Source organism: Moorella glycerini (assembly GCF_009735625.1).
Taxonomy (GTDB): Bacteria; Bacillota; DSM-521; order Neomoorellales; family Neomoorellaceae; genus Neomoorella; species Neomoorella glycerini.
In genome coordinates, this window is record NZ_CP046244.1 from 794,530 (window position 1) to 819,539 (window position 25,010).

At 54.9% G+C, this 25,010-nt stretch carries 29 protein-coding genes and 1 pseudogene; 13 read left to right on the forward strand and 17 right to left on the reverse strand.

Annotation, left to right across the window (positions count from 1 at the left end; genetic code table 11):
• Window positions 1-198 precede the first annotated feature (198 nt).
• Window positions 199-582 (reverse strand): ArsR/SmtB family transcription factor, encoded by a 384-nt coding sequence (locus MGLY_RS03810; RefSeq protein WP_156271890.1) that lies wholly within the window; start codon window positions 580-582, stop codon window positions 199-201.
• 261 nt (window positions 583-843) lie between these two features.
• Between MGLY_RS03810 and MGLY_RS03815 the strand changes: the two genes are divergently transcribed.
• On the forward strand, window positions 844-1,056 hold the full coding sequence (locus tag MGLY_RS03815) for a DUF5320 domain-containing protein (protein ID WP_156271892.1): 213 nt from the start codon (window positions 844-846) through the stop codon (window positions 1,054-1,056).
• Here the strand turns inward: MGLY_RS03815 and MGLY_RS03820 are convergent.
• Window positions 1,053-1,460: a PadR family transcriptional regulator gene (locus MGLY_RS03820; protein WP_156271894.1), complete on the reverse strand. Its 408-nt coding sequence runs from the start codon at window positions 1,458-1,460 to the stop codon at window positions 1,053-1,055. The two genes, MGLY_RS03815 and MGLY_RS03820, sit on opposite strands and share 4 nt — an antisense overlap.
• A 111-nt stretch (window positions 1,461-1,571) precedes the next feature.
• Between MGLY_RS03820 and MGLY_RS03825 the strand changes: the two genes are divergently transcribed.
• Both MGLY_RS03825 and MGLY_RS03830 read left to right on the forward strand, forming a co-directional pair.
• Window positions 1,572-2,054, forward strand: coding sequence for a permease (locus MGLY_RS03825; RefSeq protein ID WP_156271896.1), 483 nt, complete (start codon window positions 1,572-1,574; stop codon window positions 2,052-2,054).
• On the forward strand, window positions 2,051-2,593 hold the full coding sequence (locus MGLY_RS03830; protein WP_156271898.1) for a permease: 543 nt from the start codon (window positions 2,051-2,053) through the stop codon (window positions 2,591-2,593). The genes MGLY_RS03825 and MGLY_RS03830 overlap by 4 nt, the downstream gene beginning before the upstream one ends.
• A 4-nt stretch (window positions 2,594-2,597) precedes the next feature.
• On the opposite strand, the gene MGLY_RS03835 is transcribed toward MGLY_RS03830, so the two are convergent.
• Together MGLY_RS03835 and MGLY_RS03840 are read right to left on the reverse strand one after the other, a co-directional pair.
• On the reverse strand, window positions 2,598-3,113 hold the full coding sequence (locus MGLY_RS03835; RefSeq protein ID WP_156271900.1) for a (Fe-S)-binding protein: 516 nt from the start codon (window positions 3,111-3,113) through the stop codon (window positions 2,598-2,600).
• Window positions 3,114-3,230: 117 nt separating this feature from the next.
• On the reverse strand, window positions 3,231-4,382 hold the full coding sequence (locus MGLY_RS03840; RefSeq protein ID WP_156271902.1) for an aminotransferase class V-fold PLP-dependent enzyme: 1,152 nt from the start codon (window positions 4,380-4,382) through the stop codon (window positions 3,231-3,233).
• Between the two features lie 146 nt (window positions 4,383-4,528).
• On the opposite strand from MGLY_RS03840, the gene MGLY_RS03845 reads away from it, so the two are divergent.
• Window positions 4,529-4,975, forward strand: a complete 447-nt coding sequence (locus tag MGLY_RS03845; protein WP_156271903.1) for a putative zinc-binding protein — start codon at window positions 4,529-4,531, stop codon at window positions 4,973-4,975.
• A 135-nt stretch (window positions 4,976-5,110) separates the two neighbouring features.
• Here the strand turns inward: MGLY_RS03845 and MGLY_RS03850 are convergent, their stop codons facing one another.
• Entirely contained in the window at window positions 5,111-6,064 is a 954-nt protein-coding gene (locus MGLY_RS03850; RefSeq protein ID WP_246187413.1) for a cation diffusion facilitator family transporter, read from the reverse strand.
• Between the two features lie 312 nt (window positions 6,065-6,376).
• On the opposite strand from MGLY_RS03850, the gene MGLY_RS03855 reads away from it, so the two are divergent.
• The 3 genes from MGLY_RS03855 to MGLY_RS03865 all read left to right on the forward strand — a co-directional run bounded on the left by MGLY_RS03855 (window position 6,377) and on the right by MGLY_RS03865 (window position 8,480).
• Window positions 6,377-6,739 carry a PadR family transcriptional regulator gene (locus tag MGLY_RS03855; RefSeq protein ID WP_062280211.1) on the forward strand — a complete coding sequence of 121 codons (363 nt, stop codon included), beginning with the start codon at window positions 6,377-6,379 and terminating at the stop codon, window positions 6,737-6,739.
• A gap of 83 nt (window positions 6,740-6,822) precedes the next feature.
• A complete protein-coding gene (locus MGLY_RS03860) occupies window positions 6,823-7,719 on the forward strand; it encodes a permease (protein WP_156271905.1) in 897 nt (298 codons plus the stop codon).
• 14 nt (window positions 7,720-7,733) lie between these two features.
• Entirely contained in the window at window positions 7,734-8,480 is a 747-nt protein-coding gene (locus MGLY_RS03865) for a DUF2703 domain-containing protein (protein ID WP_156271907.1), read from the forward strand.
• A gap of 113 nt (window positions 8,481-8,593) precedes the next feature.
• Here MGLY_RS03865 and MGLY_RS03870 read toward each other — a convergent pair whose 3' ends face one another.
• The 3 genes from MGLY_RS03870 to MGLY_RS03880 are packed head-to-tail and all read right to left on the reverse strand — an operon-like array spanning window position 8,594 to window position 10,436.
• The gene (locus tag MGLY_RS03870; RefSeq protein WP_156271909.1) at window positions 8,594-8,965 is read right to left on the reverse strand and encodes a putative zinc-binding protein; all 372 of its coding nucleotides are present in this window, start codon (window positions 8,963-8,965) and stop codon (window positions 8,594-8,596) included.
• Between the two features lie 21 nt (window positions 8,966-8,986).
• Window positions 8,987-9,229, reverse strand: a complete 243-nt coding sequence (locus MGLY_RS03875; RefSeq protein WP_156271911.1) for a thioredoxin family protein — start codon at window positions 9,227-9,229, stop codon at window positions 8,987-8,989.
• 37 nt (window positions 9,230-9,266) lie between these two features.
• The gene (locus MGLY_RS03880; RefSeq protein WP_156271913.1) at window positions 9,267-10,436 is read right to left on the reverse strand and encodes a permease; all 1,170 of its coding nucleotides are present in this window, start codon (window positions 10,434-10,436) and stop codon (window positions 9,267-9,269) included.
• A 282-nt stretch (window positions 10,437-10,718) separates the two neighbouring features.
• Between MGLY_RS03880 and MGLY_RS03885 the strand changes: the two genes are divergently transcribed.
• Entirely contained in the window at window positions 10,719-10,946 is a 228-nt protein-coding gene (locus MGLY_RS03885; protein ID WP_156271915.1) for a sulfurtransferase TusA family protein, read from the forward strand.
• Here MGLY_RS03885 and MGLY_RS03890 read toward each other — a convergent pair whose 3' ends face one another.
• The gene (locus tag MGLY_RS03890) at window positions 10,947-11,849 is read right to left on the reverse strand and encodes a selenium metabolism-associated LysR family transcriptional regulator (protein WP_156271917.1); all 903 of its coding nucleotides are present in this window, start codon (window positions 11,847-11,849) and stop codon (window positions 10,947-10,949) included. It abuts the gene before it with no gap.
• Between the two features lie 154 nt (window positions 11,850-12,003).
• Here MGLY_RS03890 and MGLY_RS03895 point away from each other — a divergent pair, with 154 nt between their 5' ends.
• From MGLY_RS03895 to MGLY_RS03910, 4 genes and pseudogenes are all read left to right on the forward strand, one after another.
• Window positions 12,004-12,675 carry a YeeE/YedE thiosulfate transporter family protein gene (locus MGLY_RS03895; protein ID WP_156271919.1) on the forward strand — a complete coding sequence of 224 codons (672 nt, stop codon included), beginning with the start codon at window positions 12,004-12,006 and terminating at the stop codon, window positions 12,673-12,675.
• A 99-nt stretch (window positions 12,676-12,774) separates the two neighbouring features.
• Window positions 12,775-13,002 (forward strand): sulfurtransferase TusA family protein, encoded by a 228-nt coding sequence (locus MGLY_RS03900; RefSeq protein ID WP_156271921.1) that lies wholly within the window; start codon window positions 12,775-12,777, stop codon window positions 13,000-13,002.
• Between the two features lie 37 nt (window positions 13,003-13,039).
• A pseudogene (locus tag MGLY_RS03905) lies at window positions 13,040-13,582 on the forward strand (YeeE/YedE thiosulfate transporter family protein).
• A gap of 72 nt (window positions 13,583-13,654) precedes the next feature.
• Window positions 13,655-14,893, forward strand: coding sequence for an FAD-dependent oxidoreductase (locus tag MGLY_RS03910; RefSeq protein ID WP_156271923.1), 1,239 nt, complete (start codon window positions 13,655-13,657; stop codon window positions 14,891-14,893).
• 181 nt (window positions 14,894-15,074) lie between these two features.
• Here MGLY_RS03910 and MGLY_RS03915 read toward each other — a convergent pair whose 3' ends face one another.
• The 7 genes from MGLY_RS03915 to truD form a co-directional block, all read right to left on the reverse strand.
• Complete coding sequence (locus MGLY_RS03915) at window positions 15,075-15,497, reverse strand: EamA family transporter (RefSeq protein WP_156271925.1); 423 nt, start codon at window positions 15,495-15,497, stop codon at window positions 15,075-15,077.
• 83 nt (window positions 15,498-15,580) lie between these two features.
• A complete protein-coding gene (locus MGLY_RS03920; RefSeq protein ID WP_170290912.1) occupies window positions 15,581-15,925 on the reverse strand; it encodes an ArsR/SmtB family transcription factor in 345 nt (114 codons plus the stop codon).
• Window positions 15,926-16,063: 138 nt separating this feature from the next.
• A complete protein-coding gene (locus MGLY_RS03925) occupies window positions 16,064-17,275 on the reverse strand; it encodes a DUF401 family protein (RefSeq protein ID WP_156271927.1) in 1,212 nt (403 codons plus the stop codon).
• 282 nt (window positions 17,276-17,557) lie between these two features.
• Window positions 17,558-17,758 carry a DUF6485 family protein gene (locus MGLY_RS18130; protein ID WP_156271929.1) on the reverse strand — a complete coding sequence of 67 codons (201 nt, stop codon included), beginning with the start codon at window positions 17,756-17,758 and terminating at the stop codon, window positions 17,558-17,560.
• A gap of 11 nt (window positions 17,759-17,769) precedes the next feature.
• Window positions 17,770-18,258: a flavin reductase family protein gene (locus MGLY_RS03935; protein ID WP_156271931.1), complete on the reverse strand. Its 489-nt coding sequence runs from the start codon at window positions 18,256-18,258 to the stop codon at window positions 17,770-17,772.
• A gap of 85 nt (window positions 18,259-18,343) precedes the next feature.
• Window positions 18,344-19,084, reverse strand: coding sequence for a pseudouridine synthase (locus MGLY_RS03940; RefSeq protein WP_156271933.1), 741 nt, complete (start codon window positions 19,082-19,084; stop codon window positions 18,344-18,346).
• 58 nt (window positions 19,085-19,142) lie between these two features.
• Window positions 19,143-20,306: a tRNA pseudouridine(13) synthase TruD gene (gene truD, locus MGLY_RS03945; protein ID WP_156271935.1), complete on the reverse strand. Its 1,164-nt coding sequence runs from the start codon at window positions 20,304-20,306 to the stop codon at window positions 19,143-19,145.
• Between the two features lie 275 nt (window positions 20,307-20,581).
• Here truD and MGLY_RS03950 point away from each other — a divergent pair, with 275 nt between their 5' ends.
• On the forward strand, window positions 20,582-20,935 hold the full coding sequence (locus tag MGLY_RS03950; protein ID WP_156271937.1) for a cupin domain-containing protein: 354 nt from the start codon (window positions 20,582-20,584) through the stop codon (window positions 20,933-20,935).
• A gap of 150 nt (window positions 20,936-21,085) precedes the next feature.
• Here the strand turns inward: MGLY_RS03950 and MGLY_RS03955 are convergent, their stop codons facing one another.
• Complete coding sequence (locus MGLY_RS03955; RefSeq protein WP_211662067.1) at window positions 21,086-24,991, reverse strand: helicase-related protein; 3,906 nt, start codon at window positions 24,989-24,991, stop codon at window positions 21,086-21,088.
• Window positions 24,992-25,010: the final 19 nt, after the last annotated feature.

Genomic DNA, 25,010 nt, shown 5'->3' on the forward strand with positions numbered 1-25,010 from the left:
ATTCTCTTTAAACGATCCACAAGTACTGTTTAGTTTAGTTAGGTGCTGGGCCGAAGCCTCCAATTTTCTGCCTTTCCCCTCCTACGCCGGTACCGGTAGCTAATCGTCATATAAGGGTCCCGGCTCTCTTATGGCGCCGTTGTCTGGTAGTCCGTGACCGTGGCTAACCGCAATTAGACGGCTACAGGCTCCCTTTCCTTAATAAGCGCCATCTTTCCTTTTCTGGGGCGGCCGGCAGGCAACTTTCGGATTCTCCATTAGTTGTTGGAGCTTATCATAATCGACGGCAAACTCCTTCTTCGCTTCCAGGGGTACATCCAGGTAGGCCAGCCAACCCTGGAGGACTGCGGCCAGCTTTTCTTTATTGAGGTGGTAAAAGACCCACTGGCTCACTTTTTCCTCCCAGACCAGGTCAGCTTCTTTCAGGACCCGCAGGTGCTGGGAGATGGCCGGCTGGGTTATGCCCAGGATCTCTTCCAGCTCGCAAACGCACAGTTCCTGTTCGGCCAGCAGGGCAATAATCCGCAGTCGCAAATGCTGGCCCAGGGCTTTAAAAGCCTTTTCCCACTCCTTTAAGGTCACTCCTTCGCCTCCTTAGATAAGCTATTTAGTATATAATATTGGGCTTTGGTAGGTTTGTCAAGATGAATTTAAAATGGGCGGCGGTGGCGGCCCTGGTGGTGAGGTTCAACATAGCCGCCCCGGCCAGGCTGGAACCAACCGGTGATACGCCATAAAAGGCGGGGATACCCCTTGACATGAGCATTAACCGGTAGTATCATGTAATTAGCTTATATATGCTGTCAACATATATAAGCAGATCAAAAAGGAGGGAAAGAAACAATGTGTAACTATGCCGGTTACGGTCATAACCGTGGCCATGATTGGGGCCCGCAGCGGGGCTGCTGCTGCCACGGCCATCACCCCATGGGCTTCCACCGCCACTTTTTAACTGCTGCGGAGAAAAAAGCCCGCCTGGAGGAGTATCTTAAGGAGCTGCAGGCCGAAGTAAAAGCCGTGGAGGAAAGGCTGAAGAAACTGGGAGAAGGGGCTTAATTCCCCTTCTCCATCTCTTTGTCCTGCCCAAAAATGTCTTCGTAACGCCGCAGGAAGGTTTCCAGGGCGGCTTTATTGCGCCGGATGGTCACCGCCCAGTCATGGAGGTAATCTATCCCTTCCGGGGTTATCTCATACCGGCGGCGGGCCGGTCCCGGGCCGCCGGTCGACCAGTGGGACCGTACCAGGCCTTCTTCCTCCAGGCGCCTTAAGTTGCGGTAAACGGCCCCGGCATCGGGAACGCCCTCCCATAACCCCAGGCGGTTCATGCTTTCCATCAGCTCGTAACCGTGGGTGGATTTCTCATAGAGCAGCAACAATAAGCAGGGCTGCAAAAAGCCTTCCATGCGGGCGCCGCGACAATCGCAGCGATGGTGATGCCCGCCGGGTTCATAACCGCACATGGATTCACTCCCTATCTGCTATTTACATATGTGTGTTAATATACAATAATAGAATAAACCAATAATTCCATCTCGTCAACAAGACGCTATAACCCATAAAGGAGAGAGGCCATGTTTACCCTGCTTCTTTACCTGCTGGCCCTGGGCGGGCTGTTAATTTCTTTTGGGAAAGACCGCCATAAAACCAGGCTGGCTTTAATGAAAGGCTGGAAGGCCTTTACCAACATCTTACCCGACTTTGCTGTCGTCCTAGCCCTGATAGGGATCATGCTGACTTACCTGTCACCTCATACCATTGCCGCCCTGGTGGGCAAAAACAGCGGCTTCCCGGGCATGCTGGCCAGCTCCATAGTGGGCTCCGTTACCCTTATTCCCGGGTTTGTCGCCTTTCCCCTGGCCAAATCTTTGCTCGACCGGGGCGCCGGTATCATGCAGATGGCCGTCTTTGTTTCGACCCTGATGATGGTGGGCGTCGTCACCGCTCCCCTGGAAAGCAGGTATTTCGGTAAAAAAGAAACTATCCTCCGTAATTCTTTGAGCTATGTCTTTTCCTTTATCGTGGCTATGATCATCGGGATGGTGGTGGGAGCGTGAACTTGCTTAACTTAATCAAGACTTACCGCTACTTTTTATTAATCATCCTCTTTGATGTGGTAATAACCGTCTTCCATCCCGGCACCGGCTTGACAATTTTTAAATACACCGCCGGTAACTTTGCCGAGATGCTCGCCATTATCCCGCCGATCTTTCTCCTCCTGGGCCTCCTAGATGTCTGGGTACCGCGGGAAACAATTATCCGCTATCTAGGTGAGGGTTCCGGGCTAAAGGGCATTGTCCTAAGCATAGTACTGGGGGCAGCCGCCGCCGGGCCCCTTTACGGCGCCTTCCCGGTGGCCGCCGTCATGGCGAAGAAAGGCACCAAATACAGCAACATTATCATTTTCCTCTGTTCCTGGTCGACTTTAAAAATCCCTATGTTTCTCTTTGAAATGTCTGCCCTGGGCATAAAGTTTGCCCTGACCCGCTGGCTGGTCAACATCCCCGGGATACTGGCGATTGCTTATATTATCGACCGCCTCATAGGAGCGGAAGACAAAGCGGAATTCTACCGGCGCCAGATGGCAAATCCTTAACGGCTTACCCCAGCAACCCCTGCAAGGCGTTGAAGCGTTCACTATTTTCCGGCTCTGCCAGGGGTGGGCAATCAGTCAGGGCGTTTTCACCGCCCAGCAACCTGGCGGCAAAAGCCAGGCAGGTCAACTGGCCGCACCGGCGGCAATTGGTCCCGGGCAGCCATTTGTATATTTGCAGCGCTGTGGGCCTCTCCTTTTTGGTGAATAAAGGAGGGATTTCCTTTTGCCGCCGGTGGGTATCGTTGATTAAATCCTTGAGCCAGTCCAGCACCTGGAGGGCGTCCGTCATATTGACCGCTTTGGCCATGGTAAGCTTGCGGGGGTAAAGGGTTATAAGCCGAAACTCTTTCATAAAGGTCAGGTTTTTAGCGTAATGGTTATATACGGCATTTTTAATCACGGTATTGAGGTAGGGTAATAACTCCTCAATGTCCTGGCTCAAAACCGCCTGCAGGCGGATCTTTTCCGCATCGGCCAGGCAGGTTTCCACTTTGGTGACGTCAATCTTTTCCAGATACAACAGGTACCGCCTCCAATCTGTCCACTCCTTGTTCAGCCATGCTTGCAAGGCACAACAATCAGGAAAATAACTCCGGATAGTCCACCGGGTCCATGATAGTAAAACCTCTCAAACACTTCAGCTTGTTAGTACAATAATTTCCTTTACCGCCGTTAAAAAGGTGTCTATCTCTTCCGCGGTATTAAAATAACTTACGCTGGCCCGCACCGTTCCCCGGTCCAGGGTGCCTATGGTTTTATGGGCCAGGGGCGCGCAGTGCAGGCCCACCCGGACCATAATTTCATGTCCCTCGTCCAGGGCGTAGGCCACCTCTTCCGGGGCCAGTTCTTTAATGTTAAAGGAAACCACGCCCACCTTGCGCGCCGTTTCCCGGGGACCATAGACGGTCAATCCAGGTAACTCTTCCAGCCCGGCCAGCATCCTGGCCGTCAGAATCTCCTCGTGGGAACGGATGCGGCTGATCCCCTGGTTGAGGATGTATTCCACAGCGGCTTTGAGGCCGGCGATGCCGACAACGTTCAGCGTCCCGGCCTCAAAGCGATCCGGCAGGCCCTCAGGCATGTACTCCAGGCGGGATACCGAACCGGTACCCCCTTCCTTCAGGGGATGCAGGTCGAAACCGGGACGTATATAGAGGCCGCCGGTACCCGTGGGCCCGAGCAGGCCTTTGTGACCGGTAAAGGCCAGGAAATCGATATCCAGTTTCCGGACATCGATGGGATATGCCCCAGCCGTCTGGGCGGCGTCCAGCAGAACAGGCACCCCGTGCCGGTGGGCCGCGGCAGTAATTGCCTGCACCGGCATCACCGTTCCCGTAACATTGGAGGCGTGGGTGCAGGCCAGCAGGCGCGTTTCCTCCCGGAAGGCCGCATCCAACTCTGGCATTAACAGTTCGCCGTCTTCCCGGCAGGGCACTACCGTAATGCTTATCCCGCGCTCCTTCTCCAGGGTTTTCAAACAGCGCCAGACGGCATTATGCTCCATAGCCGTAGTAATGACATGATCGCCGGGGTTCAACCACCCCTTGAGGGCCAGGTTGATGGCCTCGGTGGCATTGGCGGTAAAAATGATGCGGGTGGCGTCATTAATGTTAAATAACTTCCCCAGTAGCCGCCGGCATTGGAAGACTATCTCTTCCGCCGCCAGGGCGCGGCAGTAGCCGCCCCGGCCGGCGCTGGCCCCTATATTCTTCATAAAATGCTCCATAGCCTGCCAGACTGCCGGCGGCTTGGGATAAGTAGTGGCGGCGTTATCCAGGTAAACGGCCATTATTTACACCCCCCGTTAGGGCCTTAATGACAGGCGTTTATCAAGAGTATGGGTTTTGTCTATTACCTGGCAGCCGTTTTAAGTTTTGTCGGGGCTGCTATTTCGTCCCGGCGTGGTAAATAAACTAACTCAGAGGTGGGAACGTCATGTCACAACAGGAAAATTGGTACCTGCCCTATATGGATAAAAAGGTAAAGGGCATTGAAGTGGTGGAACGCCCGGCACAGGTAGCTGTTTTTTACTGTACCGGGGCCTCAAATGTGGGCCAGAGTACGGTGCTGGGTGGTAACGAGGCTGCCCGGCGCCTGGGTTATGACCGGGCCGCCCTCCTGTGCCTGGCCAGTATCTCGGCCGGCTTGAAGAATATCAGCCGCGCCGCGGCTGAAGCCAAAGGTATCGTGGCCGTAGACGGTTGCCCCATGCAGTGTGCCCGGCGTACCCTGGAGAAGGCCGGGTTTAACGTCGAGGAGAGCCTGGTGGTTACCCGGGACTGCAATGTACCCAAATCATTTATCCTGGAGGACGCTGCCGCTATTACCAACGTCGCCGACGCCATTGTTGCCCGGGTGGAAAAAATTGAAACCGAAAAATAAGGATAAGGGGCGCAATTGCCCCTTCTTCCGGCATTTTCATCAAAAGACGTCGTCATAAATCCCGTCGGAGGAGACTTCTCCTTTTCCCGACCAAGCGCCGCCTGGAAAATTTCGCTTCCCAAGATTTACAATTTATTAGATGAGTTGACTGCGGGTATCACGAACAAGCCCCGTCCCAGGACAGCCTTCATATTCCATCTGGAGCATGACGTGTTGGATGCCGAATTTGTCACGCAATGTGGCTTCCACTTCCCGGCGCAGCTTTTCCGATTCACTGATAGATATATCCTTATCCAGGTCGATGTGGCCTTCGAAATTAATCTGTCGCTCCCCGAGCTGCCAGACATGGACATGATGCAGGTCGCGGATACCCGGCAGGCTCTTGACAGACTTATAAATTTCCTCCAGCTTCACGCCCTTTGGCGTGCCTTCCATTAGAATTTGAACTGTATCAGAAACAATTTCGTAACTTTCCTTCAAAACATACAGACCGATTAATATTGTCAAGAGGGGGTCTATCCAGGTGATATGCCAGAAATAGATCGCCATACCGCCAGCTGCTACAGCCACTGAAGATAAAGCGTCGGAGAATAAATGGAGGTAAGAAGACCGCACATTCAGGCTCCGGCTGGCATCGCGCCGCAGGAGAAAGACCGCCAGGGTGTTGACTAATAACCCGGCGGCTCCGACACCTACCATCATTGAGCTATTGATATCCTGGGGGTGTAGTAACCGGGTTGCGGATTCTTTGAAAAGCAAAATGGAAATCACCATCAATACGGCGGAATTGAACAGGGCCGCCAGGATCTCCAGGCGCTGAAAACCGAAGGTTTTTTCCAGGGTTGCCCCCCGCCGGGAAAAGCGTAACGCAGCCAGGCTGATTGCCACGGCCGCCGCATCACTCAAGTTGTGCAGGGCATCAGAAAGGAGGGAAAGGCTCCCCGACAGTAATCCTCCTGCCACCTCCGCCGCGGTAATAAGCAGGTTTAATAACATCGTTAGTACCAGGTTCAGGCCGCTCACTGCTTCTGTTTCCAGGTGGCTGTGGTGGTGATGATGAGTATTGCCATCATGCTGATCACTGTTCACCTTATGCACTCCTTACCGCGCATTTTTCTCGCCTAACTATATCTCGCCTAACTATATTCTTTATTACTAATAAAATAACGCCTACCCGGCCTTCCGTCAACCAAATAAAAACAAAATCAATCTACCGTCTATGATTGTGGCATGACGAGAACTCTATATATCAGCACCCCCGCCAGGCAGGAAATCCACGTAAGAACACACCGTCCGGCGAAACACCCGGATAAATACCTTGACACCACCAGCCGGGTACCATATAATACAAGCAGCAAGCATTGCCCATCTATGTATAGAGGTTAAAGGTAGGAGGAAAATATGGATTATACGGATCGCGAGTACTGGAACGGTATCATCAAGATGTGCCTGTCGAAGTTTTTTATCCTGCGGGTTCTCTACACCCAGCCCATGCACGGCTACGAGATAGCCCGTACCGTAGCTGAAGTCACCAGGGGCTGCTGCACGCCTACCGAGGGGACGATTTACCCGGTACTCAGGGAATTCGAGGAGGGCGGCTACGTCACTTCTTCCCTGGAGATAGCCGGCGGCCGGGAGCGTAAAGTCTATACCCTTACGCCAAAAGGGCAGGAGGCCTTCCGGGTCGCCGTCGAGGCCTGGCGGGAGGTTACCAATTATATTTTACAGGCGGTAAAAGTACAGGAAAATAACGACCAATTGTAATGATATTGATACAGCTCAAATGCATAAACCAAAATAGCACTTAACATCTGTTAACTGGAGCTAATACATAGGGAGGTACAAAAATGGGCATCAACTCCTTAAGCCAGGCTCTTCATTTTTTCTTTATCATTACAATCGAACTGGTGGTACTCTTCATCGGCGTCAGCTTCCTGGTGGGGTTGCTACAGGAATATATCCCGGCGGCAACCGTCCAGCGGCTACTTACTGGACGCCGCGGCCAGGGTAACGTTCTTGGTGCGGTTCTGGGGGCTATTACTCCTTTTTGCTCCTGTTCCACCATCCCGATTATGGTGGGACTGATAAACGCCGGCGCCCCCTTTGGCGCCGCAAGCTCCTTCCTCCTGGCCTCCCCCCTTCTCAATCCCGTAATCCTTGGTTTATTGCTCGCCTTTCTGGGCTGGCAAGCCACGGTGACCTACGCGGCCGTTACCTTCATCCTCAGTGTAGTCCTGGGAGCCGTATGGGAAAAAATAGGCCTGGCCAGCCAGGTAAAGAGGGTCCGCATCAGCGGCGGCCACGTTGGCAACCGGGAAAACCAGGATTTCCGCTCCCGGTTGGTTCGCGCCCTGGGCGGAGCGTGGAATCAGTTTATCGGCGTATTGCCTTATCTCTTTATCGGTGTGGCCATCGGCGCTTTTATCTACGGCTTTGTCCCGGCTGAGTTTGTGGCTCGAGTAGCTGGCCCCGGTAACCCCCTGGCCATACCGGTGGCGGCAGTTATAGGCATCCCTCTCTATATCCGCGTCGAAACGATGATCCCCATTGGTATGGTGCTGCTCCAGAAAGGCATGAGCCTGGGTACCCTCATGGCCCTGATCATCGGCGGCGCGGGGGCCAGCATTCCCGAAGTTTCTCTACTAGCAGGTATCTTTAAGCCCCGCCTGGTGGTAGCTTTCGTTCTCACCATTTTTACGGTTGCCGTCCTGGCCGGGTATGCCTTTAATATTATTTTTGTATAAGGAGGAACTGTATTATGGCGGAAAAAAAAGGATTGCTGGCCAGGGTTTTTGGCCGGCAGGGAAGTAATTGTTGCTCTATCCGTATCGAGGAGATCCCTGAAGGAGACATCCATACCCCTGATAACGGTTGCTGCTGCGGCAGTTCTTGGCCGGGCAGTACCGAAAAAGCTGAAGGGCGAGAAATAGAGATATCGCCCGAAACCCGGGCGTTCCAGCGATCCCTCGACATCGAGTTTCTCTATCTGGACCTGGATGCCTGCACCAGGTGCCGGGGAACGGCGCGCAACCTGGAAGAGGCCCTCAACGAAATGGTAGGGGTTTTACAAGCAACCGGGATCAAGGTCAACCTGCGCAAGATCCACGTCCAGACGGAAGAACAGGCCCTGGCCCTGGGATTTGTCAGTTCGCCCACCATCCGCATCAACGGGCGGGACATCCAGCTGGACGTCAGGGAAAGCCTGTGCGAATCCTGCGGCGACCTTTGCGGCGAGGATGTGGACTGCCGCGTCTGGGTGTACCAGGGGAAGGAATATACCGTCGCCCCCAAAGGGATGATTATTGAGGCCATCCTGAAGCACGTTTACGGGGAAGGAACTGAAGCTCCCGCGGAAAGGGAAACACCAAAGGAGCTGCCCGATAATTTAAAGCGCTTCTTTGCGGCCAAGCGTAAGAAAGAAGAAGGCGCAGCCGGCCGTAAGCCCGCGCCGGAACCACAAGATTGTTGTTGCGGCGTTTCCCCGTTATCTAAGTGCTGCGACTGACGTGCTATGGCCTGCTCTTCTTGCGGGTATCAGAAACAAGCGCGTAGCTTTTACTAAAGCTATAACTTTAGAACAGGGCCACGGGCAGTATAGAGCAACCCGTGGCCACGCAATTAATATCCCAGGGATTCTTTTACCGCCTGCACCACCCGGTCCAGCTCTTCGCCCGTCCAGGCAAACTCATGATTTTTTTGGATTCCCAGCCGGGTCACCATAACATAGTCTGTCACCGGAAAGCCGGCATGCTCCACAGTTGCTTTAGCACAGCCTATAGGGCAGCCGTCTATCGCCACAATTCTCCTGGCCACCCTGGTGGACTCAACAATACTCTGGACATGGCCACCCAGCCCGGCCAGGCAAAACAACTTGCCTGCGCCCTCTTGATCCAGCTTTACCGCCGCCTGGTTGGCAAGCTGGCCTACGTTCGAACCTCCCGCGCAGGGAAAAAGCATAATTTCCGCCGGTTCGCAGGTGCATTTCTCCATTACAAGCTCATCTCCCGTTTACTAGCTTATTTCCTCCTGGATCCATTTCTTGATCTCTTCTTTGTCGGGCACCCGGCCGAACACTTTGAGCTTGTTGTTGACCATCAGTCCCGGCGTCATCATAACCCCATAATCGGTTATCTTGTTGATGTCCGTCACTTTTTCCACATCAGCGGCCACGCCCATTTCCGCCAGGGCGTTCATCACGTTTTGTTCCAGCGCCTTGCACCGGGCGCATCCCGTACCTAAAACTTTGATTTCCATGACTATCCATCTCCTTTTTCAATTTTTTAATTTAATTTTAGCCCACCAGGGCTCCAAATACTATCCCCGTTAAGGTAGCCATGATGACTACCAGGGAAACGTAGGCAAAGGTTTTCTTGAACCCCAGTACGCTGTTGATAACGAGCATACTGGGCAAACTCAAGGCCGGGCCCGCCAGTAAGAGGGCTAAAGCCGGCCCCTGGCCCATCCCGGACCCGATAAGTCCCTGGACGATCGGTACTTCCGTCAAAGTAGCAAAGTACATAAAAGCGCCTGCAATAGAAGCGGTAAAGTTGGCTAAGAGGCTGTTGCCCCCTACCACCATGGCGATATATTTTGCCGGTATAATACCGGTATCGACGTTGGGCCTGCCCATCAGGAAGCCGGCCACCAGCACGCCCCCGAAAAGGAGGGGCAGGATTTTAATGCTGAAATCCCACGTAGAATCCACCCAGGCTGACAGTTCTTCCCGCTTAAACCAGGCCTTTAAAATCACGGCCAGGGCTACCAGAAGAGCGATAACTAGATACCATTTGACGCTGTATACCGCATACCAGAAGCCCGCTTGTTCCGACGGCTTGCCCCAGGCGGCAAAAACAAGGATTAAGACCAGGACCAGGAAATACAGAACAGTCTGCCCAAGCGTGCGGGGTGGTTCTCCTCCTTCCGGCATGAGCAGCCCTTTGGCCCTCTCCTGCTCTTCTTCTCTGAAGAGCAGGGCCATGATCAGGCCGATTATTACCGAAAACAGGACGGCCCCCAGAGCCCTGGCCAGGCCGATCTGCCAGCCCAGCACCCGGGCCGAGAGGATAATGGCCAGGACGTTAATGGCCGGCCCGGAATACAGGAAAGCTATGGCCGGTCCGAGGCCGGCGCCGCGCTTATATATGCCCATGAACAAGGGTAAGACGGTGCAGGAGCAGACGGCGAGGATTGCTCCCGATACAGCCCCCACTCCATAAGCTGTAACTTTGGGGCTTTCCGGTCCCAGGTACTTCATGACAGCCTGGGAGGAAAGGAAATTGCTCATGGCCCCGGCGATGAAAAGAGCGGGTACCAAGCAGAACAGCACATGTTCCCTGGCGTATTCCTGCAGCATGTAGAAGGCTTCCAGGATGGCGCCCTGCATCCTGGGATGCTGGAAGGGCAGGAAATAGGCAGCCAAAAACACGGCGACAATCAATAACAATTTGCCCTGCTTGCTCATAAAAAAGCATCTCCTTTTTACAGTTTGGTAAAATAAAAGCCAGTCTCACCTTCACCCGGCCAGAACCCATGCATAAAGAGGATTAACCCTATTACATGCGGGCAGGTGGAACGTTTTATTATTACATTAGAATTTTGCTATATATAAGTTTAGAGACAGCCGCTAGTTTTGTCAAGGGCAATAACCTTTAACCTGAAACTTTATTTATGATTGGCTGGGAACAAACCGCCGGCAGGAATTTCCCCTTTCAGGTGCGAAATAGGATAACTGAGGTGAGGGCTGATGGCAAAATATTTTATTGACGCCCTGGGCGAAATGTGCCCGGTGCCCAATATCAAGATCCGGGAAAAGCTTAAAGATCTGGAAGTAGGCGACGCCATCATCCTGAAAACCGACCATAGCTGTGCCTCCATATCTATCAGGAACGAAATGCGTCGTAAGGGTTATAAAACAGCAGTCCAGGAGATCGATACCGGCATCTGGCAGGTAACTGTGCGGCGGGTGAAATAATTAACAGAAACCCCGGTTCGGGGAACGTAGGAAGTTGATAAAGGCTTTACCCAGCCTGGTCTGGATCCTTTCGCGGTTATAGGCCAGGTATATTTTTTGCTCAAAGGAAAGGCCTTCAAGTTCCAGAGCCAGCAGGGTGCGCGTATGGAGTTCCTTACGCAGGGCCAGCCGGGACATGATGGAGATGCCGACGCCGGCCTCTACGGCGGCTTTGATGGAATCAACGCTGGCCAGCTCCACTACTATATTGAGGTGGGACAAATCGATACCTATAGAGTTCAGGGTTTCTTCAATGACCTGGCGGGTACCCGAACCGGCCTCGCGGATGATAAAAGGCTGATTTTTTAATTCTTCGATGCTGATCCACGTACGACCGGTCCAAGGTTTCCTATTAGGGGCGATAATCACCAGCTGGTCTACGGCCAGCTCACAGGCAACAAAGGGCCCCTTTAAATCCTTGCCCTCAATGAGGGCGATGTCGACCCGCCCTTCTTTTAAATCATTGATAATCTGCTGGCGGTTGGCCACCTTGAGCTTTAATACAGCTTCAGGAAATTTTTCTTTAAAAATGCAGATGCTGCAGGGAACAGCATAACCGCCAATCGTCGAGGTAGCCCCCACGGTCAACTGGCCGCTGACGGAGGCACGTAAGCCCTCCATGGCGCTTTCCAGCTCGTCGTAAAGGGATACAATCTTTCGGGCGTAGTCCTTTAAAACTTCGCCGGCATCGGTGAGGGTAACCCCCCGGTTGGTGCGCTCCAGGAGCTGGATGGCAAAAACCTGCTCCAGGTGCTTGATCTGCTGGCTGACCGCCGGCTGGGTCAGGAAAAGACGCTGGGCCGTTTCCGAGAGGCTCCCGGTCTCGGCAATAGTAGCGAAAACGCGCAAGTTGTTCAGGTTCATTTTATCCTCACCTGCCGGTAGGTTCTTTAATCCCTTTGTTATAAGTTATACTTATAATAGCATAAGTGAAGCTAAGTTTACAAGGGGAGGTTGTTGTTTTAAACTGGTGATAGTGAAGGCCTTCACGATAATAAAGCTTAATGGAGGTGGGAACATGGCACAAAGTGAGACTTCTTTACGCTCCCGTGTCGGCACGCGGTCTAAAGCCACAAAAAAGAGCCAGGTGGGTTATGCTATCCTGGTCCTGGCCCTAGTGATCGTCTTTGGTGTTTTCCTGGGAAGCCTGAAGGTTGCCCTGGCTGCCAAGTGGGTCTTCGGCCTTGCTTTCGGCTTCGTTTTGCAGCGCTCCCGTTTCTGCTTTACCGCATCCATGCGTGACCCTGTACTAACAGGCAGCACCTCTTTAACCCGGGCCGTAATTATAGCCATAGCCGTAGCCACCGTTGGCTTTGCCGCCATCCAGTTCTCCGCTTATATGGCCGGCAAACCTATCCCGGGCTTTATCAGCCCCGTAGGTATCCATACCGTGATCGGCGCCATTCTCTTCGGCACCGGTATGGTTATCGCCGGCGGCTGTGCCTCCGGTACCTTGATGCGCGTAGGCGAGGGTTTCATCATGCTCATGGTCACCCTGGTCTTCTTCGTCGCCGGTTCGGCCCTGGGCGCCTATCACTTCGGCTGGTGGCAGGGTTTCTCCATGAAATCCTCGCCGTCAATATTTTTACCCAACGTCCTGGGCTGGCCCCTGGCCCTCCTGGTCCAGTTTGGCCTCCTGGGCGCCCTGTACTGGCTGGCCACCTGGTGGGAATACCGGAAGGCCGATTAATGGCAAAAACCATACTGACCATCAATTTTCCACCTCATATCATACGTCCCTGCTGGCGAGGAGCCATTATGGTAATCTAAATATGGAGGTTGATTAACCGTGGCTGAATATACCCTTGATGCCCTGGGCGAAGCCTGCCCGGTGCCTTTAATCCGCACGGAGAAAAAGATGCAGGAGCTGAAAGTAGGGGACATCCTGGTTGTCCAGGTTGACCATAGCTGCGCCATGAAAAACGTCCCGGAATGGGCGCGCAAGCAGGGTTATAACGTAGAGCTGGAAGAGGTTGAAGAAGGCCGCTGGGACATTATTATCGAGAAAACCAAGTAATCATCCGGAATATTACGGGCAGGAAGGGAGGATTACGATGAGCAGGTATCAGGAAGAGGCGCTGAAGCTCAAAAATGCCCTGCTCAAAGACCCGTTTCCCTACTGGCTGGGGGGCATTTTTCTAGGCGTCCTCAATATTGCCCACTTTGCCACCTTTGGTGCGCCGTGGGGTATCACCACCGCCTTCGCCAACTGGGGTGCCTGGATCGGCCAGGCTCTAGGCCTGCACCCGGAGAAGTGGGCCTTCTACCAGTCAGAGGCCAACGCCAAAATGCTGGCCGGCGGTTTCCTGAATGACGGGGGTTCCATCCTTGATGTGGGCATCATCCTGGGAGCTCTCCTGGCGACGCTGCTGGCCTCCCAGTTTCGCATTAAAAAGATTAAGAATTACAAGCAGGTTGTCGGTGCCGTGGCCGGGGGCTTGTTGATGGGTTACGGCGCCAGAATAGCCTATGGCTGAAACATCGGTGCATTATTTAGCGGCACGGCTACGATGTCGCTTCATGGTTGGGTGTTTGGTATTTTCCTGCTGGCAGGCGCTTTTTTGGGTTCGAAAATTTTAACCAAGTATCTGATTTAGCTAATTAAACAAGCGGGGCACAGGGGGGTAGCTCTCCTGCCCCGCGCTCAAGAGAAAGGGGCGCATGAGAAGATGCGGGAAAAGAAGGTTGAAGACTACGATGTGGTGGTTATCGGCGGCGGCGCTGCGGGGATGACGGCCGCTATTTATGCCGGCCGCGCCCGCCTGAAAACCATCATGATCGAAAAGTCCCTGCCGGGCGGTCTGGCTACCTATACCAATGAGATTGAGAATTACCCCGGTTTTCCCGAGGGGAACACGGGGTTGGGCCTGATGCAGCTTTTTGAACGCCAGGCCAAGAAATTCAACGTCAAGGTCAAACTGGCCGAGGTCCAGTGGGTGGAACTGGAGGGGGAAACCAAGGTCATCAAGACCTTTCGCACCGATTACCGCGCCAAAGCGGTGATTATCGCCACCGGCGGCAAGCCGCGCCTGACCGGTGCCAAAGGAGAAGAAAAGTTTCTTTATGACAAAGGCATTTCCTTCTGTGCCACCTGCGACGCAGCTTACTACACCGGTAAAGAAGTAATGGTAATCGGCAGCGGCGATGCCGCTATCGAAGAAGCTATCTTTTTAACTAAATTTGCCAGCAAGGTGTATATCTCTGTGATCCATGATGTCGGCATTATGGACGCCAATAAAGTGGCCCAGGAGCAGGCCCTGCGGAATGAAAAACTGCATTTTATCTGGAACACTGTAGTCGATGAGTTTGCCGGGGGCGAACGCCTGGACACAGTAATTCTAAAGAACGTCAAGACCGGGGAGAGGATTCCCGTAAAAGTCGACGGCTGCTTCCTCTTTATCGGCTACCTGCCCAACACCGAACTCTTCCGCGGTATGATCAATATGAATGAGCGCGGTTATATCATTACCAATGAGCAGATGGAGACCAATATCCCGGGCGTCTTTGCCGCCGGGGATGTGCGGGATAAAGTCCTGCGACAGGTGGCAACGGCCGTGGGTGATGGAGCCATTGCCGGTTTTATGGCCGAACGCTATATTGCGGAAAGCGAGTATTTTGCCCGGGAATTCCGGGAGGTTAAAGGACCGCAACTGGTATTCTGTTACGATCCAACCGATGCCCGCTGCCGGGAAATGATGACTGTAGTTGAGGCCATCCTGCAAAAACATCCGGAAATCAAGTTGAGCAAGATCGATGTCTATAAAGGCAAGAGTATGGCCCTGCGCCTGGGTCTTACGGGCGACCCCTGCCTGGTTTTAATGCATGGCGGCAGGGTTACTGAAGTCCTGGCCCTCGCAGGGTTGTCTCCCGAGCTCATTGAGACCATGATAAACCAGCTTGCGGCATGAATTTTTAAAAACGGCATTTTAACCTACGTCCCGGACTGGTCTGGTCCGGGACTTTTTTGCCCGCCGTTAATTATTTTCACCAAGTCAACCAGCTCTACAGGGAATACGTTCTAACCTGGGTAAAGTTTGGGACCAGGTAGGTAGATTGATGGGCGTGGGTCAAGAAGACCCTTGCCCCTGCTTAAAACCTCTGGATCAGGTAGATACCGGTCACAATCAAAACCGCCCCGAAGCCGCGCCCCGGGGAGAGTTTATCACCCAGCAGAGCAATTGCCAGGACGAGTGCTATTAAGGGGTAAGAAGCCGTTATCGGTACTACCGACGAAACCTTACCTGCCTGCAGGGCACGAAAATAGGCAAAATGTCCCACCACCGAAGCGGCCAGCCCTTCACCCAGAAGGAGTGCCCAGGTACGGGGTTCTACCTCTTTGAGGCTCCCCAGCCGGGCCGTCGCCAAACCCCACAAAAGCAGCGCGGCGAACACGCCAATAGTGCGTATGAGGAGCGCCGTGAAGGGATCGCTCTTCACCAACCCCAGTTTAGCAAAAATGGGGCTTAATCCCCAAAAAACCATGGCCAGCAACGCCCAGAACAGCCAGTTCACCTTTTTCCCTCCCAGTTCAATAGAAAGTCATTGCACCCCGTCCCCGGCAGATGAAAGCCCGGCAGCCGGGCTTGCAACATAATCTAACTCCCCTTCTTTTCCTCTTTACCCTGTAGCTCCTGCAGTTCCGCCATGGTATTGGTGATTTCCCGGGTCAAAATCCTGCCCACCAGGTCCAGAACCTGGAAGATTTCCGGGTGCTTAACCCGGTAGAGAACCTTTAAACCTTCTTTGCGGGTAACGACAATATCCTCCTTGCGTAACACCGCCAGGTGCTGGGAGATATTGGGTTGCTCCAGCTCCAGGTCTTCTATAAACTTGCAAACGCACTTTTCACCCTGGCGCAGCTGTTCCAGGATCCTCACCCGGGTCGGGTGGGCCAGGGCTTTAAAAAATTCCGCCTTCAGGCTGTAAAGTCTTTCAGCCAAAGAATATCCTCCTTATTTATATGCGAATTTCTGCATATATTAGTTTAGACTTCAAAAGCTGGCTTGTCAAGGACACGGCGCAGGCTTTTGGCAAGAAATAACACTTGCACCTGAACGACAGGCCTGTTCCGCGGAGGGTTACAAAACTAAATACGCGGCAATAGCTACCGCCAGGAGTGCCGCTTCCGGGCCAACCATCATCCTGAGCACCTTGCGCAGGTCGGCCTTGAAGAAGTCCACGGTGAGGGCCAGGCAGAGGTGCATGGGGGTTAACATGTTCCCGGTAAAGCCGGCGATAAATATAAATACAGTAAGTGGCAGGTTCATCTGGCCGCCCGCAGCAGCCATTACAATGGGAAAGGCTATCCCGACGTAGGCCACCGTCAGGCCGGTCAGCATACCTACCAGAAAACTGATAAGGCCGAAAATCATAAAGCCGGGTACCGGCAGCATGGCCAGCAAAGAAGTCAGGCCATCCACCGCCCGCGTATCTACCAGTACTTCCTTGAAAAGCATTACCCCCCACACCATGAGGAGGGTCTTTACTGCTATTGCCTCCCGGCACAGGTGCCAGAATTGCCGGGGCGTGTATTGGTGCCACACCAGCAGCACCAGGAGAACCAGGCCCACCGCCAGGCCTACCTCAACCCGGAAAACCAGTACCAGGACCACTACCACCAGTACCGGCAGGACGCTGAGGAAGAGTTCCCGGGCCGGGGCGTGGTGACCGGCCGGTACCACCTCCCTTTCCCCTTCCTCCGCTACAATTTTAATCCGCCTGAGGGCCGGTATACCCAACAAGATCACCAGCAGGCCATAGGGGGCCAGGGCGGCAATCAGGTGGGGAAGGGGGATCCCGCTGAGGCGGGAGGCCAGTAGGACCCCGGGGTAGAGGGGCAGGAAGTACTCCCAGATATGCCGGTAGTAGTAATTGATAAAACTTTTTTCTTCTGCAGCTATGGAGGTACGCGCCGCCGCCTGCCCCACCAGGGGAGCGGAAAACAGCGCGCCCCCTGCCGAAGGCATGAGGCCGATAAAGGCCGGCAACAGGGCCATCACCACGCGCCGGTTACGAATAAGACCATGTAGCCCCTGCAGCATCCCCTCCAGGTAACCCTGCTCTCCCAGGAGGTGTTCAAAGAGCATGATGAGGGCCAGGATAACCTCCAGTTCTAAGGTGGCCGGGCTTTTGGTGGCCTGCCAGGCCATGCCCAGGAAAGTAACGGGACCGGTGTGGTAAAGGGCGGCCAGGAGGAGCGAACTGCCAAGCATCACCGGCCCCAGGGGCGCCCGCCGCCCCAGGAGCACCATCATTAAACCGAACACCAGTAACAGCTTAAGGCCTTCCAACGTTGTCTCCTTCCCCGTGCATCAAGTTATCACTAATGATAACCACGCCGTAGCAATAAATCAAGGGGTAGTACTTCCGGGCAGCAGGAAATTCCGGGCACCTGTCGAGGGAAGAAACCCTCGCGGAAGGTGTCACCCCGGCCGGGGCAGCCGGGGTAGCGGAGTTGATTAAGGGGCCGGACATTTTACCGGCTTACAGGAAAAAACAGAAGTAAAAAGACGGGGCTGATGCCCCATCTTTTCCTTCTACCTTCTTGTCAAATTTACCTTTCGCTTGTGAAATTAGGCACGACTATTACAAGCTATAAAGCGTTCAATACTGCGATCATAAGTTCTCTCTATTTCCGGTGGAAAGAGACAGCCAGGCAACTCTCCATATTTCCTATGATAGGTTATACATTCGCAGCATTTACCCTTGCGGCTGCAGGGTTCATAGGTACAGGTGCACCTTTCCTTATTGGCTTGCAGATTGCACTGTGCCATTTTCTCACCCTTTACTGGTCCCAGTGAGCGATATTATGTTCATAGTAGAGAAGGGGTTTTTTATCATTGCTGACATTGGCCGCCACCACCTGGCCGACAATAATTACATGATCCCCCTTCTGGTAACGGCCGCTGACCCTACACTCCAGGTTGGCAAGGGCATCTTTTACCCTGGGAGTGGTAACCATCGCCGCCGGTTCGGTAGCAAGACCAAGTTCCTTAATTTTATCGACATCCCGCCCCGAATGGGTGCCGCAGAAGGCAGCAATATCCTCCTGGTCATCGGCCAGGATGGAAAGAACAAACTCCCCGGCGGCATCCAGCAGTTCCAGCACATAGCGATGGGGGTGAAGGGACACCATTACCTGGGGCGGGTTGGAGGATTGCTGGGTAAACCAGGCCACGGTGGTCAGGTCGTGTTTCTCCCCTTTTTTGACACCCACCAGGCCACAGGGGCAGGCGATCTTGCCCAGGGCGCGGGTAATCTCAACATTGCTCATGAGGGTTCAACTCCTTCCTGCATAGGCCAGGGTTTCTCCTTTTTTATTTTACCTGAAAGCAGGGTGGGAGGCAATGATTGTTATGCTATCCTGGCGGGTTTAATTTCCGCAGCCTGCTGATTTCTTCTGCCGTCAATTCACGATACTCCCCTGGCTTTAATAGTTTATCCAGTACTAAAGGCCCCATGGCAATCCGCTTAAGATAGGTTATTTTCTTGCCTACAGCGGCAAACATGCGCTTTACCTGATGATATTTTCCTTCATAAATGGTAAGTTCAACCTCCGATTCCGGTCCGGGGCGAAGAATCTTTAACTCGCCAGGCATGGTACGGTAGCCGTCATGCAAGATTACCCCCTGGTGAAATGATTCCACATCTGTTTCTGTAACCATTCCGCATACCACGGCATAATACGTTTTGGGCACATGTTTTCTGGGTGACAGGAGCTGATGGGCCAGCTTGCCGTCATTGGTAAGTAAAAGCAATCCCTCTGCATCTTTGTCTAACCGCCCTACAGGGAACGGATGATAGGCACGATACCGGGGAGGGAGCAGGTCAACTACTACTTTCGCAAATCTATCATCAGTGGCGGATAGGACACCTCGCGGCTTATTTAGCATTAAATAGATGTACTGTCTATACTCTATGGGTTCGCCGTTTACCTCAATGTAATCACGGCCGGGCAAAACATGTAATCCCGGGTCTCTGGCCAACTCGCCGTTGACCTGCACTTTTTTTTCTTTTATCAACTTCTTAATCTCTTTACGCGTACCAAACCCCATGCTGGCCAGCAATTTATCCAGGCGCTGCCGCTCTTTAACCGCCATTTTTCTTACCTCACCGCTAATTTCCGCACCGCTGTTTCCTAAACGCCGGCTATGCCAGTCATAATGGCATGGTCAGCCTCTTGATCAGCATTGTCCCGTAGCTCCCCCGCGGCAGCTTGAAGAAAAGGCGCATTTTCTGCCTGCCGGGGTAAAGGTCATCAGGCTCCGCGGGCTGCAAACGAAAATCGCCGGGAAAAACTACGGCCTCCCTGGGCGTCGACTTAAAAAAGGCCTGCCGGACCCTGCGCAGGTTGAAACTGCTGCGCTTGATGCCTCTTTCCTCCAGGATGGCCGCAAAGAGCCGCTCGGTGCGGGCATCGGGAAACTCCATGCGGCTGGCAGCCAGCGGCAGGAAAAGAGACTGCAAATAGGCAAGCTCTTTTCTTTCCAGGCGCCGGTAAAAAAGATAGGGTCCGGCCACTCCGCGTACAGCCGTAAGATCAAGCCCCAGTTCCTGCAAAATCCTGCGTAAAAGCTCGTTAAAAAGAAAACTCTGGTAGGCCGAAAAAAGAAGCGAGAGCTCTTCTCCCGGGATCATCTGCAGGGCATCTATGTAGGCCTTCGGTTTCTCTGCCAGCAGGGAAAACATCCTGCATTCCATCGTAGTTTTGGCACGCGTTAGACACGTCGCCCAATCCCCCCAGTGCTCGCGGAAAAAGAGCTTGCGTTCCCTGGCCTCTCTTTTTTCTTCCGGGTAAATACCGGTAAGGTAGATCTGCAGGCTGCCGTTATAGTGCCTTTTCAGCAGCCTTTCGGCCATAAGGCCCATCTGGCGGTCCATGCTGCCAAAACGCTGGTCGTCATAGTAATTAGGGTAGCCGAAACCCCGCACCTCATCAACCCGGCGGCTGATGCGGGATACCTCCGCCGCGTTGAGAGCGCGGAGGGTGATGGCAAATTCGTTTCCCTCCAGGAGGTCTGGCCCCATGGGCCTGTCCATGTAACCTGCGCTTCGCAGGGAAAAGTTTGTTTCTTCAGTGGTTAAGTCACTAGCATGCTTCACCGTGACGTACTGGAAGGTGTGGGCGTGCCTGTCCTTCAAACCCCCGTAAGCAAAAAGACGGTAGGGAAGGTGATGGGCCCTGGCCAGGCACATTAAAAGATCAATGGTATTCCATCCCTTCTTTTCCAAAAGGTACAGCCGATAAGGACCCTTTTCGCGGACAGGCAGTCTGGCCAGTTCCCGGACCATGAAATCCTCGGGGATTACCTTTAATTTCATTGTCTTACTCCTTATGCCTGTTTGTGGCCTCCCTAAATATGTACCACAATCCCTACCGCTTTGCAAATATGCCGGACCGAAAACAAAAGCCAGAACACCGTCGCCGTCGCTGCCAGCATCTAACAGCATTTTGCCAAAAGGGAACTTGATGAGGCCATAGTCCCGCGGCAAACCCTTTGCCAATATTCGAAAATAAACCTTGCTCACCCGGACCCTCTTAGGTAAAATAAAGTAAAAACTTGGTAGGGAGACTCTTGCAAGGGAGAAAACATCGCATGTTAAGAAGAGCCCAAGAAATGAGAGAGGAAATAGTTACCGGTTTAAGAGGTGGCAAAGGTTACGTCGAAATAGTTCACATCCTGGAAGAAAGTAAAAATGAATTCAATGGAAAGGGAAGACTATTTGCCAGGTTTACCCTTAACCCGGGTGCTTCAATTGGCTGGCACCAGCACAGCGGCGATTCTGAAGCTTATTACATACTCAGCGGACAGGGAATAGTAAATGACAACGGGACGGAATCCATCGTTAAGGCCGGCGATATGATTCTTACAAAAAATGGTGAATATCACTCGATAATCAATAACGGTGAAGAAGATCTGGTGTTCATCGCGTTAATTTTGTTCGCATAACTGCCCTTGATACCGGAGCCTTGGCGTACTCTATATTTTTGAGGAAAACTCTCCGGAGTGAGGGCGTTAATATAACTACTGCCAGCATCGTAGAGGAAGATCGCCGGTAATATGTTACCTCGATACCAGCGCCCTGGTGAAGCTGTATATTTATGAGGAAAGCCGCCTGGCCTCGGCTTCGCGCTGCAGGCGCGCCAGCACGGCAGCGACCCGGAGCTCGCTCTTGCGCTCCTTCATGCCGTCCGCCAGGCGGCTGGCGGCGTCCATGGCCGCCCGGGCCAGGATGCGCGGCGCTAAAAGGCTGGCCGTGTCACCCACAACCGGCACCTTGCAGCCGAAAAGCAAGTCGCCGGCGACGGGTTTCAGGGCATCTGCCGGCAGGTCGGTAACAAGGATCTTGTCGCGCTTGTCGAATAGAGAAGCAACCTCGCGCAGGACGGGCCAGAAAAGCGCTCCCTCCCCAGCAAACTGCGCCCTGGAGTTAAGCAGGCTTTGAATCACCAGAAAATCGAGCATCTCCTGCGCTCGCGCGGCACGGATATTTTCACGTTCAATCCGATCTGCCACCGAATAGTGATTGAATTCCTCCAGGACTATCTGTGCCAGCTTTTCGCGTAGCGGCTCAACCTCTGCCGCCGTAAGGATCTCCTCCTCCAGGAGCTGCAGGTTCTCGAGATCCCTCCATGACAGGATAAGCCGGACCTCGCGACTGCCGCCAGGTCCCCGGCAGACTGCCGCATAGCCCACTACCTCAGCACCATCCAGCCAGGGAACGGGGACGGCCAGCCGCCGCACGCATCCGGGAAGCTCGAAACCATTCAAGTATTCTAAAATACGCTCAAAAAATGGGTCACCATACGAGGCAAAATGCACACGTCCTCCACCCCCGGCCAGCCCTTCCTCGTAAAGCTCACGGGAAACGGTAAGGACTGCTCCCTCCGGAACGCCCTCAATGCCCGCCAGGGTCAGCACGGGCTTTCCGTCCTCGTCTGCGACGACACACCCCAGGTCGCGCAGGTACCGCGACTCTTTCAGGGCCTCCCATATCGCCGCCAGGTTTACCGGCGCCGGCCGCCGGTCGCCGGCCCCGGCCAGTCGCATGTAAATCTCGTAAAGTTCCTGCGGGTTGATTTCCATGCTCTTCGTGCGCCGGCGCTGCTCCTCGAGCCGTTTCCGGGCGCGCGCCTCCAGCTCTTCCTGGGTCAGCGTCCCCTCGGCCAGCTGGCGGAACTCCTCCGGTTCCACCGGCAGTAGGGAGACCTGCTGGGTGCCGACGATCAGGTTGGCCTTAGCCAGGCGGGACAGCAGCCGCCCGTACACAATCTCCTCGGCGCTGCCGGCATAGCAGAGATTAAGGACGTAGATATCCTGGTGCTGCTGGCCGATGCGGTCAATCCGCCCGACCCGCTGCTCGATTTTCATGGGGTTCCAGCCCAGATCGAAGTTGATGAGCAGGTCGGCGGTCTGCAGGTTCAGGCCTTCCGCCGCGGCGTCCGTGCACACCAGCACGTCGACCTCGCCGCGCAGGAACCGCTCTTTTACCTCTTCGCGGTCGACGGCAACCATGCGGCCTGTGCCCGCATCGAAATACTCGCCCCCCTGGCCGGAATAGGTGCCGATGCGCATCCAGGGGTCGGCCTGGCGCAGGCGGGCGACGATATCCTTGAGGGTATCGAAGAAACGGGTAAAGACGACAACCTGGCGGATGCGCCCGGCCTGCCGGTCGCGACGCTGGTCGAGCACATTTAAAAGTTCTTTCATCTTCGAGGAGGGCCCGCTCAGGTCGGCCATGTGGTTGATCATTTCCTGCAGCCGCTCCCGCTCCCATTCCAGATCGGCCGGGGTGCGATCTTTAAGCAGGGATTCTGCCGCCTCAAGGTCGTTTTCGTCCTCACTTTCATAGACCAGCTCCTGCAGCGCGGCGAGGCCGGAATCGCCTGCTTCCGTCACGAGCTGGTGCCGCAGGGTGGCTTCGACCTTGCGCAGGCGGCGCTGCAGCGTTTCGCGCAGGGCGTAGAGGCTGGACGCGAACCGCAGCCGCAGGAAGCTCAGCAGGAAGCTCATCATTTGCTGCGCCTGGTGGTCGCCGCGAGCCTGGATTTGCCTGGTCAGACCCTGGCAGTATTTCTCCAGCTCATCGTAAATGCGACGTTCCAGGGGCGTAAACTCGATCCGGGGTAAGGAAAGGATATGGCGCCGGGGGAGGTTTTGCCGTAGCTGCCCACGGTCGCGGTAAATCTCAAGCAACCGCCGGGTATGCCTGAGCATCACCCGGGAAAGGGGGGAAACACTGAATAACAAACGGTACATTAACTGGCGGTCCCTGCCGCGGGGAACCCGGCCGTACTCCAGCCACTGGTGCAGCGTTGCCCGGATGCGCCCGTCAATGACGCTTTCCTCGATAAAGCGCCAGAGCATGGGGTCCTGCACGGGCACTGCCTTTACAGCCCGCCGCAGGAATTCCCATTCCAGCTCCCCGGGCTCCTGCCCGTCCATGAGCCGGCCCAGGAGTTCATAGTACTGCAATGTCAGGGCCGGATCAAACTGGAAGGCGCCCACACGATTGGTCAGCGCCAGCAGGTCGCATACTTCCACGGGATGGATCTGCATGGGGGTGGCCGTGGCCAGCCACAGGCTGCGCGCCCTGCGGCGCAGGTAATTATTGGTGACAGTATAGAGAAGTCCAAAGTCCGGGTGCACCCCGCAGCCGGCCGCAGGGTTATGCCGCCGGAGGGCGTGGGCTTCATCCACCAGGGCAATGTCGAAGGGCGCCGCAAGGGAAAGGGCTTCCGCCCGCTCGCGGCGGGCGAGGAGCCCCGTCGAGACGATCACCAGGTCCGGCTCATAAAGGGATCTCGCCGGCCAGGTCTCTGCCGCCGGGAAGATATACTCGTGCGCGGTTTCCGGCGTGGTGCGCGCCAGGCCAAAGGAGAGCAGCATCTTCGCCGCCATCTGGCGGTGCCACTGCCGGGTGAGGCTCGCCGGTGCGGCAATAAGGATGCGTTTCACCAGGCCCGCCAGGTACAGGGAACGGAAGGCGAGCCCCGCCTCGATGGTCTTCCCCAGGCCGACCTCATCGCACAAGAGGTAGGAGTGGGGCCAGGTTTCAACCAGCCGGCGCACCACGATGGCCTGGTGCGGCCACGGCTCTACAGGCGCGGTCTCCATACCCACGAAGCGGCCGCCGGGCATCTTCGGCGCGTCGCGTAAGATGGCGAAGCGCAGCCGTTCCATGACCGCAGGCGGTGCCGCCACCCCGGTTGCAGCCCGCGTGCCGTTCACCTCTACCGGAAAGTCTATTCCCTCCGCGAACCGGATCAGGCGGCGCCGGACCGCTTCCGGCAGGGTCAGCACCGGCAGGTGGGGGACTTTACCCATCCACAGGTTCTCAAAGGCTTCGACAGCTTCGTCGACCCGCCGGCGGTCCGTCTCGCCCCACCAATCGCAGTGGACGTCAATATTTTCAGCGTTCAGGATAAGGGCTGTTTTCGATTCGTTCAGCGTCCCGGCCCCGTACAGCCGATTGCCGAATTCATCGTACAGGACAAACCACTTTTCGTGGACATAGCCGTCGTCCACGGCGTCCAGGGGTAGCGGCTCGCCGGTTTCTTTATGCACCCGGAAGGCCACCCGCACCTCAAGATAGCCGTGGGCCACCATCCAGGCGAGGAGCGTTACGCCGTTTCGCACCCCCTGCGGCCAGGAGCCGGCCCGGTCGAGCTCGCCGTTCAATCTCGCCGCCAGCCGCTCCCTGTCCCCGGCCAAAATGGCCCTCACGTCTTCGGGTTCCAGGTCGGCACCGACGATAAGGCGCATCTTGCCCCCCCGGCCGACAAAGGCGGAGAAGCCCATCGAGGCGGCGGCCAGGGAGGACGAACGAAAGTACCCGGCCACGCGATCGTACCGCACCGCCAGGCGGAGGGCGGGCACGTAGAAATCGTGCAGCATGTCGACCGGGCGGCCGTCGATCAGGGTAGAAGATGTCCTATAGGACAGGAGCCAGCGGCGGGACCGCAGGCCTTTACCTTGTAAAGGGGTTTCCATCAGATCCGTCATGCTATCTCCCCACGAACAC